This is a genomic window from Paenibacillus sp. J22P218, from assembly GCF_056269195.1.
In genome coordinates this window covers 1,034,296-1,048,559 of the sequence record NZ_JBWDNL010000002.1, presented here as the reverse complement: position 1 = coordinate 1,048,559, position 14,264 = coordinate 1,034,296, and the positions used below count along the sequence as shown (strand labels likewise).

General features: G+C 48.7%; 17 protein-coding genes. 3 read left to right on the top strand and 14 right to left on the bottom strand.

From position 1 onward, the window contains the following. From AC0YN0_RS13795 to AC0YN0_RS13775, 5 genes are all read right to left on the bottom strand, one after another. Positions 1-207, bottom strand: coding sequence for a hypothetical protein (locus AC0YN0_RS13795; protein ID WP_475821720.1), 207 nt, complete (start codon positions 205-207; stop codon positions 1-3). Between the two features lie 195 nt (positions 208-402). Continuing rightward, positions 403-636, bottom strand: a complete 234-nt coding sequence (locus AC0YN0_RS13790) for a hypothetical protein (RefSeq protein ID WP_475821719.1) — start codon at positions 634-636, stop codon at positions 403-405. 240 nt (positions 637-876) lie between these two features. Continuing rightward, positions 877-1,098 (bottom strand): hypothetical protein, encoded by a 222-nt coding sequence (locus tag AC0YN0_RS13785; RefSeq protein ID WP_475821718.1) that lies wholly within the window; start codon positions 1,096-1,098, stop codon positions 877-879. A 104-nt stretch (positions 1,099-1,202) separates the two neighbouring features. Beyond that, the gene (locus AC0YN0_RS13780) at positions 1,203-1,469 is read right to left on the bottom strand and encodes a group-specific protein (protein ID WP_475821717.1); all 267 of its coding nucleotides are present in this window, start codon (positions 1,467-1,469) and stop codon (positions 1,203-1,205) included. A 38-nt stretch (positions 1,470-1,507) separates the two neighbouring features. Next, positions 1,508-1,711 (bottom strand): XRE family transcriptional regulator, encoded by a 204-nt coding sequence (locus AC0YN0_RS13775; protein WP_475821716.1) that lies wholly within the window; start codon positions 1,709-1,711, stop codon positions 1,508-1,510. Positions 1,712-1,904: 193 nt separating this feature from the next. Here AC0YN0_RS13775 and AC0YN0_RS13770 point away from each other — a divergent pair, with 193 nt between their 5' ends. The 3 genes from AC0YN0_RS13770 to AC0YN0_RS13760 all read left to right on the top strand — a co-directional run bounded on the left by AC0YN0_RS13770 (position 1,905) and on the right by AC0YN0_RS13760 (position 4,003). Then, the gene (locus tag AC0YN0_RS13770; protein ID WP_475821715.1) at positions 1,905-2,306 is read left to right on the top strand and encodes a helix-turn-helix domain-containing protein; all 402 of its coding nucleotides are present in this window, start codon (positions 1,905-1,907) and stop codon (positions 2,304-2,306) included. Positions 2,307-2,318: 12 nt separating this feature from the next. Continuing rightward, a complete protein-coding gene (locus AC0YN0_RS13765) occupies positions 2,319-2,780 on the top strand; it encodes an ImmA/IrrE family metallo-endopeptidase (RefSeq protein WP_475821714.1) in 462 nt (153 codons plus the stop codon). 74 nt (positions 2,781-2,854) lie between these two features. Further along, a complete protein-coding gene (locus AC0YN0_RS13760; RefSeq protein WP_475821713.1) occupies positions 2,855-4,003 on the top strand; it encodes a site-specific integrase in 1,149 nt (382 codons plus the stop codon). A gap of 67 nt (positions 4,004-4,070) precedes the next feature. Here AC0YN0_RS13760 and glnA read toward each other — a convergent pair whose 3' ends face one another. The 9 genes from glnA to AC0YN0_RS13715 all read right to left on the bottom strand — a co-directional run bounded on the left by glnA (position 4,071) and on the right by AC0YN0_RS13715 (position 14,259). After that, the gene (gene glnA / locus AC0YN0_RS13755) at positions 4,071-5,399 is read right to left on the bottom strand and encodes a type I glutamate--ammonia ligase (RefSeq protein ID WP_337101423.1); all 1,329 of its coding nucleotides are present in this window, start codon (positions 5,397-5,399) and stop codon (positions 4,071-4,073) included. Positions 5,400-5,449: 50 nt separating this feature from the next. After that, positions 5,450-5,863 carry a MerR family transcriptional regulator gene (locus AC0YN0_RS13750; protein ID WP_337101424.1) on the bottom strand — a complete coding sequence of 138 codons (414 nt, stop codon included), beginning with the start codon at positions 5,861-5,863 and terminating at the stop codon, positions 5,450-5,452. A gap of 61 nt (positions 5,864-5,924) precedes the next feature. Then, positions 5,925-7,220, bottom strand: coding sequence for a methionine gamma-lyase family protein (locus AC0YN0_RS13745; RefSeq protein ID WP_475821712.1), 1,296 nt, complete (start codon positions 7,218-7,220; stop codon positions 5,925-5,927). 38 nt (positions 7,221-7,258) lie between these two features. Beyond that, entirely contained in the window at positions 7,259-8,554 is a 1,296-nt protein-coding gene (hflX, locus tag AC0YN0_RS13740) for a GTPase HflX (protein WP_475821908.1), read from the bottom strand. Positions 8,555-8,580: 26 nt separating this feature from the next. Then, positions 8,581-9,567: an AAA family ATPase gene (locus tag AC0YN0_RS13735; RefSeq protein ID WP_475821711.1), complete on the bottom strand. Its 987-nt coding sequence runs from the start codon at positions 9,565-9,567 to the stop codon at positions 8,581-8,583. Positions 9,568-9,676: 109 nt separating this feature from the next. Further along, positions 9,677-10,351 (bottom strand): YdcF family protein, encoded by a 675-nt coding sequence (locus tag AC0YN0_RS13730; RefSeq protein ID WP_475821710.1) that lies wholly within the window; start codon positions 10,349-10,351, stop codon positions 9,677-9,679. Continuing rightward, positions 10,348-10,905 (bottom strand): ribonuclease FAU-1 family protein, encoded by a 558-nt coding sequence (locus AC0YN0_RS13725; RefSeq protein WP_337101429.1) that lies wholly within the window; start codon positions 10,903-10,905, stop codon positions 10,348-10,350. The genes AC0YN0_RS13730 and AC0YN0_RS13725 overlap by 4 nt, the downstream gene beginning before the upstream one ends. A gap of 232 nt (positions 10,906-11,137) precedes the next feature. Beyond that, a complete protein-coding gene (locus AC0YN0_RS13720; protein ID WP_475821709.1) occupies positions 11,138-11,761 on the bottom strand; it encodes a peptidylprolyl isomerase in 624 nt (207 codons plus the stop codon). A gap of 11 nt (positions 11,762-11,772) precedes the next feature. Next, positions 11,773-14,259, bottom strand: coding sequence for a transglycosylase domain-containing protein (locus tag AC0YN0_RS13715; RefSeq protein WP_475821708.1), 2,487 nt, complete (start codon positions 14,257-14,259; stop codon positions 11,773-11,775). Between the last annotated feature and the right edge of the window lie 5 nt (positions 14,260-14,264).

The window sequence follows — 14,264 nt, the reverse complement described above, 5'->3', positions numbered from 1 at the left end:
TCATGTCCACCCCCTCTCGTCTTTTAGCCATACGATTCGAGCTTTATAATTAGCAGATTCTACTTTGAAGCCCGGATATCCAAGAGCGAAGTAATTCGTGACCTCTTGCTTAAAACGCTCTGTATCCGATTTATAGAGCGCCCATATTCGTTCAGATACGCCCGATCTTGTAAGCGGCACGCCGAACTCATCGTATTGAGGCTGCATCTTTTGGCTTGCCCCCACCGATATATGTGTTTACCGCCTTGCAAATTCGTCGGAATCTTTCGTCTGATATAAATTCACTGTTTTCGCAGTGTTTGCCGCTGTCCAGTGTCTGTTTCACGGCTTGTTGAACATCAAGCCCTTTACAACGGACTAATAGGGTCGACATACAAATAACGGCTTGTACCGGTGTGCGTCCTAGCCATTTGAAGCGCATATTCGCACCTCCTGCGGCAATCCATACCGCGCAGCCATTACGCCGTATGCGCGCTCATGGAACGCCTGCTTGGCTACTTTTATTTGTTCAGCCAGTAGGTTATGGATTGCAATTTCCGATGTCGTAACGGAACGCTCTGCTTTATCTCGCAGAGCGCTGGCGATAATCTCCGCCATTTGACCATCCATTTGGATTTGAAATGTAGCTTCGAGCATTGCTCCATACCTCCGATCGTGGTATAGTAAAACCAACATTTATTAATTTGATTGTTTAAACCCTTCGGGCCCTAATCCGAAGGGTTTTTTCTATGTCGTGAATCTCAATATCCAGCCAACAGACCGCAGCTTCAACAACGAGCGGATCTGCATTGATAGGACGATTCAGCAGTTGCCACCGTAGACGCATAAGCGTGTATTTGTGCCATTGGTTTTCCTCTTGCAACATACCTGCCTCCTTTAAAACAAATTGACACACATGGATTGTGCCTCGCAGAACGCAAGATCCAGCAGCATATCATCGCCAGTTGGGAACTTATCCAAGCGTGCTGCCGTGCGCTTCTTCCCTTTTTCGGTTAAATGTGCACTTCCGTCCTCTGATATTACGATGAAGCCTGCTTCGTTAAGCTGAGCTGCAGTGCTTACATAAAATTCACGTTGCCAGTCGGGTGCATGACTCAAAAAGCTTGCCTCCCTTCAGAGATAGCAGCGTGTTTGCATTATTCAATGCAAACAAACGTCCACAATCACTATCATTATCGGTACACATTACCTTGATCGCAGCCTCATGACATTTGCTTCCTTAGCCAGGATTCAAGAAATTCTCTTGTCTCACGCACCGGATAGTACCATTTGCCGCCAACTTTGAATTTTGGAAACGCAGGGTCATAGAAGAAGTTGGCCTGTATCGTTTCCATACTCATGCAGGTGCGTCGCCGTAACTCATTACTATCCCAATACACCAACTCTGCATCAACCTCTTTGACAAGGGTAGCTACTCGAGAGCGAATCAACTCCCTAGTTTCAACCTCGTCAATTTGCACCGTGATCATCTTGCATTCCTCCTACTTTCAGGTTGAGTTTAAGGAACTTATCCTTCGGTTTTAAAAAGATATTCCAGTGATAGATCTGGGAAGAAAGCAGACTGAATCTTAAAAGCTTCGTCAATTAAGAGAGGAGCTTTACCATTCAACTTCTCAGAAACCGTTGCAGGCCGATTCGTATTTAGCACGGGAATGATGTCTTTCTGCTTTAACCCTTTGCGCGCTAACTCCGCTGTTAGGTTCGGGTACATTATGTTTCACCTCCCAAAAGTTACGAACTGTCGTAACTATTAAATTCAATATATACGAGGTAAAGTAACAAGTCAACTGAAAACAGAAAATTAATTACGCTATGTCGTACATATATGTTTACAAAGCTAGAAAAGTGTAATAATATGGGGTAAGAGTTACGAAAAAGCGTAACGCTTAATAGGAGGAATTAATATGTTAAGCAGAGGCGAATATCTATCAAAGCTCATTGAGCAAAAAGGTTTTAACGTAATGAGTTTATCGAAAGCGTCCGGCGTGGCGTATACAACAATTAGATCGATGATCGAAAGAGATTTAGCAAATGCATCTATAGATAACGTTTTGAAAATATGTGCTACACTAGGCATTAAAGCAGAATCATTGAACCAGCCTGAGTTATCCGTAAAAGAAGAACGCGACATCGCGGAAGATTTGGCGCGCATGATCGGGGAACTGGACTCAAACGAAGCTTTAGCATTCCATGGCGAGCCTATGGATGATGAAACCAAAGAACTTATGAAGATATCACTTGAAAACTCCCTACGCTTGGCGAAACAAATGGCTAAACAGAAATTTAACCCCAACAAAAATAAATAAGGAGTAAACTGGATGGCGATAAAGCAGCTAGTTAGCCGGCTGATCCGCAAACATGGAACTAACGATCCATTCCGGATAGCTTCTCACAAAAACATACTCGTACTGTTCGAGCCTCTAGGTGGAATGATGGGTTACTTCAACACATATAAGCGCATTCCAATGATACATATTAACTGTGAGTTGGACGAGCCTGACCAGCGCTATACTTGTGCGCACGAATTAGGCCACTCCATCCTCCATTCGAAGATAAACACCCCCTTCTTGCGTCGACATACACTCCAATCCATTGATAAGATTGAGCGAGAAGCTAATCAATTGGCCGTAGAATTACTTATTCCTGACGAGCTCCTGCTGCGCGGCATGAGCATCTATGAAGCAGCCACTGCCAACGGCGTACCAAACGAAGTAGCTCACCTAAAAATTCCGCCACGTAAAGGTTTCTGGTCTGATGAGCGTTCCTATATCGAGTTGTAATCTTGCGCTTTCCCGCTGCGAGGCGGTTTACTATATGCATTTTACCGAACATATGTTTGATAGGAGGGAATTTGATGGCAAACTTTAAAAAGCACTCAACCGGATGGGAATATCGGCTAAAGTACAAAGATCCGTTTACTCAGAAGTTTAAGGAGAAGTCGGAACGCGGATTTGAGACGAAAAAAGAAGCCCAGCTCGCGGCTGTGGAGTTTGAGAGGCAGATAACACAAGGTTATGAACAATCAGACATGAAGTTGGTAGATTATCTCGATCACTGGCTAAATGAATACAAGCGTGGAAATGTCAGAAAGAACACATTAGCTCTACACGAAGCTAACTTAAAGAATCATATTATTCCATACTTCAAAGCGATAATGCTTAAGGATGTTAAACCGATTATGTACCAAACATTCCTTAATCATCTTATTGACCAGGAGTATAGCCGTCGTACTGTGGAAATCATCCACTCCACTCTACACGGTGCACTGGCAAAAGCTGTGACACTTGGTAAACTGGAACGGAATCCTTGCGATGGCGTTACGATCAGAGGGAAAAAGACGAAAAATGATTTAAAGTTCATCGATTCAGGCGATATACCTCAATTATTGCAAGCTGCGGCCGCATACGGCTACGAATATTGGATCTTTTACAAGATGTTAATTGAAACAGGAATGCGGAAAGGCGAAGCTGCTGCATTGCAATGGACCGATATCGATCTCAAGGAGCAGACTATTTCGATTAGCAAAACCTTAGACTTTCAGGCAGAAAGCATAGAAGAATTGTTCGGGGATACGAAAACTTATAACTCAATGCGAACCCTAAAAATCAGTGTTGGCCTAAATGGGGATTTAAAGCTCCATAAGCAGTGGCAGAACCAAAATAAGCTCGGCCTAAATGATATGTACCGGCACGAATTAAACCTGGTGCTATGTCGTAACGACGGAAACTTTATGCCGAAGTCCTCTCTCTTTAATTCCTTTAGTCGGATATTAAAGCGTGCGAATCTTGCTTCTTTTCCCATTCACTCGCTCCGCCACACTCACGCGGTGATGCTGTTGGAAGCCGGTGCAGACATGAAGTTTGTCCAGGAAAGACTCGGTCATGGCAGCATGCAAATTACTGCTGACGTCTATGCCCATGTTTCAAAGAAGCTTGAGGCAATGAATCTAGATCGCTTCGAGAAACAATTTGGGGGCATTCTGGGGGCAGCCACCGAAAACTGATAGCCACACACCAAATGCCCCCAAACATCAATCCCTCAAATTCCGCGCCATTACTGGCTACTTCCTCTTAGTAAAGCGTCAAGTACTGATCGCGTTCCCATTGGTGAACTTGCGTGCGGTACATGTCCCACTCGATTTCTTTGAGCTCGTAGAAGTGAGCAAGCGCGTGCTCGCCTAGCGCGTCGCATACGACATCGCTGCGAAGCATTTCGTCAAGCGCTTCCTTCAGATCGCCTGGCAAGCTCGGTATACCAGCGTCCAGTCGCTCTTCCTCTGTCATAATGTAGATGTTGCGGTCTGTCGGAGGAGGAAGCTCCGTTCTGTTGTTAATACCGTCAAGGCCCGCTTTCAGCATTACCGCAAGTACGAGGTAAGGGTTAGCCGCAGGATCTGGGTTACGTACTTCAACGCGTGTGCTGAGACCGCGCGAAGCCGGAATACGGATCATTGGCGAACGGTTGCTCGCCGACCATGCTACGTATACTGGAGCTTCATAGCCCGGTACGAGACGTTTGTAAGAGTTAACTGTTGGGTTCGTAATCGCAGCCATTGCTCGCGCATGCTGCAGGACGCCTGCCATATAATAACGAGCGGTTGCGCTTAGACCAAGCTTGTCCTTCTCGTCATAAAATACGTTCGTATTCCCTTGGAACAACGATTGGTGACAGTGCATGCCGGAACCGTTAACGCCGAACAGCGGTTTTGGCATAAAGGATGCATGAAGACCGTGCTCGCGTGCAATCGTCTTAACGACGAGCTTGAACGTTTGGATTTGATCCGCTGCGCGAATGGCATCCGCGTATTTGAAGTCGATCTCATGTTGTCCTGGAGCAACCTCATGGTGAGAAGCTTCGATCTCGAAGCCCATCTCTTCAAGCGTCAATACGATTTCACGGCGGCAGTTCTCGCCCATATCCATTGGCGCAAGATCGAAATAACCGCCTTGGTCGTTCAATTCCGTTGTAGGCTCGCCTTTTTCATCGGTTTTGAATAAGAAGAATTCCGGTTCAGGACCAACATTCATTGCTGTATAGCCCATCTCTTCCGCTTCTTTAAGCGCACGCTTCAAAATACCGCGCGGGTCGCCTGCGAACGGCGTGCCGTCAGGCATATAGATATCACAAATCAGACGAGCAACACGGTCTTGTGTTACCCACGGGAAAATAACCCATGTGTCCAGATCCGGGTAAAGATACATGTCAGATTCCTCAATACGAACATAACCTTCAATGGAAGATCCATCGAACATCATTTTGTTATCGAGCGCTTTCTCAAGCTGGCTTACCGGAATTTCGACATTCTTGATCGTTCCAAGCAAATCGGTAAATTGCAAACGGATGAAACGTACATTCTGTTCTTTGGCAATTGCTTTGATGTCCTCTTTAGTGTAACCCACACTATCATCTCCTTTGTTTGCGTTTCAGTATGCTTGTTATTGTAGCAAGACTATCGCTTGTTTAAGAAGCGAGTCAGTTGTCCTTGGATCAATGACGCTTGACCGCCCGGTCTCTTCTCAAGCAGCTGCTGCTTGAGCATGCGGTGAAGCTGCGCGTCCGAAAGCTCGCGCCGCTTGACCTCGGATTGCTCGCTTACGATTGTTGCATCGTCCGATTCCTTTGAAACCGGATTCATGACTTGCTTAATGCCGGCGATGTTAACGCCCTTCTCGATCAATGATTTAATTTCTAGTAGCCTCTCAACGTCATTAAATGAAAACAATCGTTGATTCCCTGCTGTTCTTGCAGGCACGATCAGTTCATGCTGCTCGTAATAGCGGATTTGGCGGGCCGTTAAATCCGTAAGCTTCATTACGATGCCAATCGGAAATAATGCCATATTTCTGCGAATATCATCAGCCATGTCGCATCAACCTTCCAGTCGCTCTTTTATATGTTCATTTTAACGTTGCACCCGAAACGTGTCAAGTTATGTAAGGTTTAATCACAATTAACCCTTTCGAAACAAGCTGTTTCAATGCGGTTAAAACGCCGTATTTGGCATGGGCATAAGTAAGTCCACCCTGCATGTAGGCAATATACGGGTCACGTATCGGAGCGTCTGCGGATAACTCCAAACTGCCGCCTTGAATGAATGTACCGGCCGCCATGATGACGGCATTCTCGTAGCCCGGCATATCCCAAGGCTCTGGCACGACATGCGAGTCGACTGCCGCTGCTTGTTGAATACCCTGAACGAATGAGATCAAATGCTCAGCTTGTCCGAATCGAACCGCTTGGATCAGATCGGTACGCGGTTCGTCCCAGCGAGGTTTCGTCTCGAAGCCAAGTTCTTCGAATAAAGCTGCCGCAAGAACACTGCCCTTAACAGCTTGTCCGACCAAATGGGGCGCAAGGAATAAACCTTGATACATAGGACGCAGCGTGCTTAACGTTGCTCCCACTTCCCCTCCAATACCCGGGGCAGTTAACCGGAATGAAGCAGCTTCTACGGCTGCTGCCGTACCCGCAATATATCCGCCGGTCTCGGCCAGTCCTCCGCCGGGATTTTTGATTAGCGAGCCTGCCATCAGATCAACGCCGACTTGGGTCGGTTCCAGCAGATCGGTAAATTCGCCATAACAGTTATCGACAAATACGAGCAGGTCGCTCTTAAGCGCTTTTACTCGGCTAACGATATCCCCTATTTCGGACACCGTAAAAGAAGCTCGCCAGCTATATCCGCGCGAGCGCTGTATACCGATTACTTTCGTCTCGGGCTTGATCGCCGCTTCAATCGCCGGCCAATCCAGCCCGCCATCCTCTAGCAGCGCCACCTCATTATAGATGACTCCCCAATCCTGCAGCGAGCCCTTGCCGTCTCCCGGCTTGCCAATGACTTTGTGCAGCGTATCATAAGGCTTGCCCGTAACATAAAGCAACTCATCGCCAGGCCGAAGCACTCCGAATAAGGCACAGCTTATCGTATGCGTGCCCGATACAAAGTGAGGTCGTACCAGCGCTGCTTCGGCGCCTAGCACATCGGCGTAGACAAGATCAAGCACTTCCCTGCCGCGATCGTTATAACCATATCCGGTCGATCCGTTGAAATGAAAATCGCTCACTTTATGGCGCTGGAAGGCTTGAATAACTTTCCACTGATTTTGCTCAGCTATGCGCTCGATTCGGCGAAAGGCGGAATTCGCGTTAAGCTCCGCCGCCTCCGCAAGCTCTTCAAGCTGCTTCCAAACTTTTTGTTCATCCTGATGCTCTTGAACCACTGCTATCTTCTCCTCTTCCACTTACAACCTAATTTTCGTTACTTCACATACGCCTTCAACGGCTGTCCGTGAAGCGAGTATTGCTGTCTGCTTACTTGAACAGTCAGACTTAAGCTGTCTTCCCCAACCTGCTTATCCACAACCTCGCCGCTACGGTAAGCAAGAGCAATCAAATCCCCTCGCTCAGCGGGTAATACGAAGACTAGCGTATCGCCCGTCAGCTTATCTTGGATTGCCTGCCGCAGCAGCGCAAGATCATCTGCCTCATAGGCGCTTATTACAATATTATCGCCGGATGTACGCGGCAGAGCATGAATAATATTGTTATTATCTGCAAGATACAGATCTCTTTTGTTATACAATCTAATCTGCGGCTTGCCAGCAGAGCCCAGCTCCTCTAGTATACGATCAACGACAGCAATCTGCTCATCACGCATAGGCGAGTTGCTGTCGATTACATGCAGGACGAGATCAGCTTCATTGACCTCCTCCAATGTAGCACGGAACGCAGCAACAAGATCATGCGGCAAGTTCTGAATAAAACCTACCGTGTCGGTCAATATAACCTCTCGCCCATTCGGCAGACCAAGTATACGCGATGTCGGATCGAGAGTTGCGAACAGCTGATTCTCGACGTAGACATCCGCATTCGTTAGCTCTCGCAACAAAGTCGACTTGCCTGCGTTCGTATAACCGACGAGGGCTAATTGCGTTACGCCAGCCTTCTTGCGACGCTCGCGGTGCAGTTTGCGATGGCGCACGACTTCCTCCAGCTGCGCCTTCAGATCTGCGATTCGTCCCCGAATATGCCTGCGATCCATCTCCAGCTTGGATTCACCTGGTCCACGCGTGCCAATGCCTCCGCCTAGTCTCGACAGATTGCGGCCATGGCCGGACAAACGAGGCAACAAATAACTGAGCTGCGCCAGCTCCACTTGAATGATGCCTTCTCTGGTCTTCGCCCGTCCGGCGAAAATATCAAGAATAAGCTGCGTACGGTCTACGATCTTGAGGTCGAGCGACTCTTCGAGATTCCGCACCTGAGCGCCGGACAGCTCTTGGTCGAAGATGGCGGTAGTAGCCCCAAGCTCTTCTGCGGCCGCCTTTACCTCTTGCACTTTGCCTTTGCCGATAAACCATCTGGAATCGGCACTATCTTTATTTTGTTTAATCGTCGTCAGCACTTCTACGCCAGCTGTCTCCGCCAATTGGATGAGCTCCTGCAAGGAATGCTCCGGATCGCCGCCGGATCGTTTGCCTTCTGAGGTGACGAGCGTGATTAGGATCGCTTTTTCATGCAAGCCGGTGTTCGTATCATAGGTTTTTTCGCTCATATCGTGCTCCTCTTGGGAATCGTCGCTTACGCTTTCGTCTCCCATCTCAGATCCTCTGGTCGTATAGTCATTAATTCCTGCTTGCCGGGAATAGAGTTGGCATATTGACTAAGAAGCCGCACCGCCTGATAGCGAATCGCCTTCTCGATCGTATTGCGCACATATCTCGCGTTGCTGAACGAAAACATGGCATTCAGCTTCTCTTGCATGAGATGCTGGCGGAGCTTGAAGATTGACTGAGGCTGCATCACATAATCCCGATCCTTAGCCATCATTTCGGCTATCTGAACGAGTTGATCGATCGTATAGTCGGGAAATTCGATCTGGATCGGGAAGCGTGACGGCAAGCCGGGATTCGTTAACAGGAAGTTCTCGATCTCAGCCGGATAGCCGGCGAGTATAAGGACGAATTGATTCCGATGGTCTTCCATCGCCTTCACCAAGGTATCAATCGCTTCCTTGCCAAAATCCTTCTCCCCGCCTCGCGCAAGACTATACGCCTCATCGATAAACAGAACGCCGCCAATCGCCTTACGTACGAGATCACGCGTCTTCTGTGCCGTATGGCCGATATATTCGCCTACCAGGTCGGCACGCTCAACCTCGATCAAATGGCCTTTCGTCAGCACGCCCATCTTCTGCAGGAGCTTTGCCACGATGCGGGCGATTGTCGTCTTGCCGGTACCGGGATTGCCTTTAAAAATCATATGGTACACATGAGAGCCACCGAATAAGCCCGCCTCAGAGCGCATTCTGCTCACATATAGGAGCGCGTATATCTCGTATACTAACGATTTGACGTTATCCATACCGACCATTGGTTCAAGCTCTTTCTGAATATCGGCAAAGTGATCCACGCTAGGCAGCGGCTTGACCGCCAGCTGCGGCTCCGGCTCGTAGACTTGCGCTGCTGCCGCTCCTTGAACAGGCTCCTGCCCTCGAAGTACAACGTTAATTTGGCGAGACGGTCTAGTAGATCCGCTGCTCGTGCCCGTTACAACATGTCCGTTCATCTGTCGCATCACCAATCCTTTCAGGTGCAAGGTGAAACGGCCATCGCCTTATGGCAGCGTCTGCCCGCACTACAAGCTTATTCTAGCTTGGCTGCGCATATTAGCAGATTTACAGCATCGGATCAGGTGAACGAAATCCGAACAGCAACAGTATCGAATCGAGCTTCCATTTCGTAAAAGCGAGCACTTCGCGCGATTCGTTATAGACCGGGTTCAGCACTTCAGACTTCGTACCCGCAACCTGCGCATCGGCGAACTTCAAGTGTTTGGCGATTGAAGCCGCTCTGGCCGCATGATAATCATGCGTAATAATGATGACGCTGGAATAGTTATGGTCATTTGCAATAGCTTGGCTATTGCGCAAGTTTTCATACGTACTGTGCGACTTGTCCTCTAGCAACAGCTTGTCGCTTGTTATACCTTTTGCCAAAAGATAGTCCCGCATACCTTCAGCCTCTGACTTCACTGCACCGTTCGCGTCATGGCCGCCCGATAATATTAGAAAATCCACCTTACCCTCTGCATACAAACGGTAAGCGTACTCGAGCCTTTCACGAAGCGCGGGACTCGGAGCATCTCCCCACATCGCAGCGCCTAGCACAATACCGGCATCTGCTTCTGCCAAGTTATCGTTAACGTGGTTATTTATTAACCATAACAAATAACCGCACCATAGAACCAAAGCGACTAACAGCCACGCGGACAAACGAAACAAGAGCAGCCACGGCCGAAACTTGTTCGTTCGTTTGCGTGGTCTGCTCTTCTTCTGTGCAGCTGCCCTCATGATTCACTTAGCTCTCCGGCACGCTCCATCAAGCTCTTCCGATGCTTGAGGCTCAGCGTGAAATACCGGAACCTGCCGTTGCGGATGCTCGACAGCAAGCGTCCTGCCGTCTTGCGCGCAAGCGCAACATCCTTGTTGTTCACATCGCCGGATTTATGTGCGTCCTCCAGCTCATCCTCATCCATGAGGAAAACCTCTCCGCTTGGCAGGACAACGACGTCCAAATAGAGGTCATCGAACCACGGTACTTGTTGATCGGTCAATCCTTGCGTCTTGCATACGTCGATATACCATTGCACGACTCGGCCCTTATCATCGAACATCGTCGTTACGACGAAATGTTCGCCCTTGGGAAAGTGCTGCATCCACAAATACCCGCGATCCGCTAAGCAATAACGACGGCCGTTATACTCTTTCCACAGCGGCTCGCGCAGCTCGTGTATGCGGTAAAACGTTACAAGGCCCTTGAACTCATCGCCATCCAGCGCTAGGCATGAATAGCTCTTGCGCAAAATGCGCCTCCAGTTGGCCCGGTCAGAAAATTTTCTCTTCATGCGGAACGTACCTTTCCGTTCATTTGGGAAAAGCCCGCAAACGAATGCGAATGCTCCTCTTTTCTCATGATCCATCTTGCGCGCACCATACGACCATCAACAATGAATTTACACTATAAAAAAAGATTACCATATCTTAACGCTCTTCTCCAGCAGACTATGAAAATAAACCAAGCTTTCAATTTAAAAAACGAAAATCGCCGTCCACAAAGGACGACGATTCCGCAAACTGCTATGATTCTTGAATGGTGATCGATTCGATGAGTATCGTTTCCACCGGTTTGTTATCCTTGACAGGCGATTTCGCAATGGCTTGTACAATATCCATCCCGCTCTCAACCTTGCCAAAGATCGAATAGTTCGGTGCTTTGTTCAAGTTAGCGGCGTCATCGCCCGTGCAAATAAAAAATTGACTGCCCCCGGTGTTAGGAGCGCTGGCATTCATCATTGCAAGCACGCCAGGCTCGTAATTCAAATCCGTGTCCAGCTCATCGGGAATGGTGTAGCCCGGCGTTCCCGTTCCGTCACCTTTCGGATCGCCTGCCAAGATCATGTAGGATTCAATAATGCGATGAAAGCTAAGTCCGTCGTAGAACTGTTCTTTGGCTAAAAAAATAAAATTATTAACCGTTACAGGCGCTTCGTTGGCGAAAAGCTTAACAGTGAACTCGCCTTTGCTTGTTACAAATGTAGCTGAGTACTCTTTATTGAGATCAATGGACATCTCGGGCATCTTGTCCCAGCTCATCGTCTTCTGTGCATGGTCGCCATCCTTGCCGTTCGATTTCCCGCCGCAGGCTGACAATGTCAGAGCCGCGGCGAGCAAAACAATCAAACCGGCAAAGCTGGCTTTCATTCCTAACCTCATTACAACCCACCCGTTTCTGCCGTATTCCCGTCCTCCCCTGTATTTCCAAGCGTATTGCTATTACCTTGGCCGCCATTCTGACCGCCGTCACCTGAATCTGGGGTAGGGGTAGGCTCACCGGTTCCTTCATCCGGATTGCCTGGCTGTTGTGTTGGTTCTCCCGGCAAGTTCGTGCCGCCGTCACCGTTGCCGCCGTTATTTCCATTGCCTGGATCGATATCATCGGTTGGCGTTGGCTCCATCGGAATATCAGGAATTTCGATTTCCGTTTCAGGAATGGCTACCGATACTTTAGCCGATGGCGTACCTTCCTGATCCGATTCGGCATCGTACGACGTCACGTAATACTCGTACGTCATGCCCGGGAAAACGCTCATATCGTCGACACTCGTATTTACTGAATCAACGAAATGGATAAACTCCGTTTCCGAAGCTTCCTTGCGGTACACCTTGTACGTCATGCCCTCTTCCTCTGGCTGATCCCAAGTAAGATAAACCTTCGCTTCTTCCGGCAAGTAAACCGCGTTGAAGTTCTGAATGCCCACTGGCGGCTTCTCGTCCTTCACGCCTCCCGGTTGATTGAAGCTGGAACTGGACATGCCTTTCATTGCCGGTTCCATCACCTTAGCGAAGAAAGCAGCCGCCTGCGGGCTTCCCTTCTCCAAGACATGCGTCGCATTTGTTTTATCGTATCCCATCCATACCGCCGCTGTCCACTCCGGCGTATAGCCGACGAACCAAGCGTCGCGTATACCGTTGCCCTTATAGCCTTCGCTTGCCGGAATACCGTGTTGCGTCGTTCCGGTCTTGCCTGCAAGCGCCCGTCCGAAGTTCGCTTTCACACCGGAGCCGCCTTTCTCGACAACGGCTTGCAGCATTTCGGTCATATACCATGCTTCCTGTTCCGAAATCAATTGCTTGACTGCAGGAGCTTTATACGTGTAAGAAGCTTGTTTCCCGCCTTCGATCTTCCGAATCGTATGGGGATCGACAGACTTGCCGCCATTGGCAAATACGCTATATGCGGTTGCCATCTGAAGCGGTGTAGCTTCGATCGTTCCAAGCGCAATGGCAAGATTGTTATTGTCTTCCGTCACTTCCAGCCCGAACTTCTCCGCATAAGAAATGCCGCGCTTTATGCCAATCTCGTTCAGTGTCCATACAGCCGCCAGGTTGCGGGAGTCCTTCATCGCCTGCTTCATCGTAACAGGAACAGGTCCCCACTTGTCTCTCGGACAATAATTGCTGCCGAAACATTTCTTGTCATTCTTAAGCTCTGTCCAGGGGAAATACTTGCCTGTAGCTATCGCTGGCCCATATACCGAGATCGGCTTGATCGTCGAACCGCTTTGGCGTTTCGCTACGACGCGGTTCGTTCCCTTAATCACATAGTCGCGTCCGCCGGCCATCGCCTGAATCGTGCCGTCGCGATGATCCATAATGATCATCGCCGCTTGGGAGATCTGTTCATCGGGACTTTGCTCAAAGTTGTCGTCGTTGTTGAAAGCCTTGTCAACGGACTTCTGCGCTTGCTGGTTAAGAGACGTATAGATTTGATATCCGCCAATCCGAAGTTCTTCCTCCGACAGCTTCGTTTTCTCCATCGCTTCTTCAACAACGTAATCGACATAAGCCTGATAAACGTCCTGCTGGTCTTGTTCGACCTTCTTAGGAGGCACGTAATCTACGGCCTTAGCTTCCTCCATCTGATCCAGCGTAATATACTTCTGATCGTACATCAGCTTAAGAACGACGGCTCTGCGCTCCTTCGAATTAATTGGGTGCTTGATCGGATTGTAACTGTTAGGCGCCTTCGGCATAGCTGCAAGCGTTGCAGCCTCCCAAAGCTCCAAGTCTTTAACATCCTTATCAAAGTAATATTCCGAAGCGCGCTTGACTCCGTATATCCTTCCGCCGAAGAAGATTCGGTTCAAATACATCGTCAAAATTTCCTGTTTGGACATTTGCTGCTCGAGCGCAACCGCGATCGATGCTTCCGTCGCTTTACGGAAGAACGTTTTGTCCGCGCTCAGGAACACGTTTTTGGCTAGCTGCTGCGTAATCGTACTGCCGCCTTCTACAGCGCTGCGAGCGATGACGTCCTTCACAACGGCCCGTCCGATCGCGAAGAAGTCGATTCCCGAATGCTCGAAGAAGCGCTGATCCTCCGTCGCTACAATTGCATCAAACAATAACTCAGGAATTTCAGAGAATTCCGCTACGTCGCGAGTCTGCACCGGATCGTACAGCCTTGCGATTTCTTTGTCGTTCTGATCATAAATGATGGAAGCTTCACCGAAATCGAGCTTGCTTCCATTTTCATCCAACAATCGTTCGCCGTTCAAAATAATGAACAAATACCCAATAATCCCGCAAACGATTGCGATTACGACTGTAAAAAATAATCCAAAAAACAATTTACGACCTGATATTTTATTCTTTTTCCCTTTTTTTGTTGCCGTTTTTCTTCGTGGTTGTTCAGCCATTGCTG

Coding starts and splice junctions, on each gene's coding strand:
- AC0YN0_RS13765 (WP_475821714.1), top strand. CDS start 2,319: ATGGCGATAAAGCAGCTAGTTAGCCGGCTGATCCGCAAACATGGAACT.
- hflX (WP_475821908.1), bottom strand. CDS start 8,554: ATGAGCGAAAAAACCTATGATACGAACACCGGCTTGCATGAAAAAGCG.
- AC0YN0_RS13750 (WP_337101424.1), bottom strand. CDS start 5,863: ATGGCTGATGATATTCGCAGAAATATGGCATTATTTCCGATTGGCATC.
- AC0YN0_RS13780 (WP_475821717.1), bottom strand. CDS start 1,469: ATGATCACGGTGCAAATTGACGAGGTTGAAACTAGGGAGTTGATTCGC.
- AC0YN0_RS13770 (WP_475821715.1), top strand. CDS start 1,905: ATGTTAAGCAGAGGCGAATATCTATCAAAGCTCATTGAGCAAAAAGGT.
- AC0YN0_RS13760 (WP_475821713.1), top strand. CDS start 2,855: ATGGCAAACTTTAAAAAGCACTCAACCGGATGGGAATATCGGCTAAAG.
- AC0YN0_RS13790 (WP_475821719.1), bottom strand. CDS start 636: ATGCTCGAAGCTACATTTCAAATCCAAATGGATGGTCAAATGGCGGAG.
- AC0YN0_RS13730 (WP_475821710.1), bottom strand. CDS start 10,351: ATGAGGGCAGCTGCACAGAAGAAGAGCAGACCACGCAAACGAACGAAC.
- AC0YN0_RS13775 (WP_475821716.1), bottom strand. CDS start 1,711: ATGTACCCGAACCTAACAGCGGAGTTAGCGCGCAAAGGGTTAAAGCAG.
- AC0YN0_RS13795 (WP_475821720.1), bottom strand. CDS start 207: ATGCAGCCTCAATACGATGAGTTCGGCGTGCCGCTTACAAGATCGGGC.
- AC0YN0_RS13720 (WP_475821709.1), bottom strand. CDS start 11,761: ATGAAAGCCAGCTTTGCCGGTTTGATTGTTTTGCTCGCCGCGGCTCTG.
- AC0YN0_RS13725 (WP_337101429.1), bottom strand. CDS start 10,905: ATGAAGAGAAAATTTTCTGACCGGGCCAACTGGAGGCGCATTTTGCGC.
- AC0YN0_RS13715 (WP_475821708.1), bottom strand. CDS start 14,259: ATGGCTGAACAACCACGAAGAAAAACGGCAACAAAAAAAGGGAAAAAG.
- AC0YN0_RS13735 (WP_475821711.1), bottom strand. CDS start 9,567: ATGAACGGACATGTTGTAACGGGCACGAGCAGCGGATCTACTAGACCG.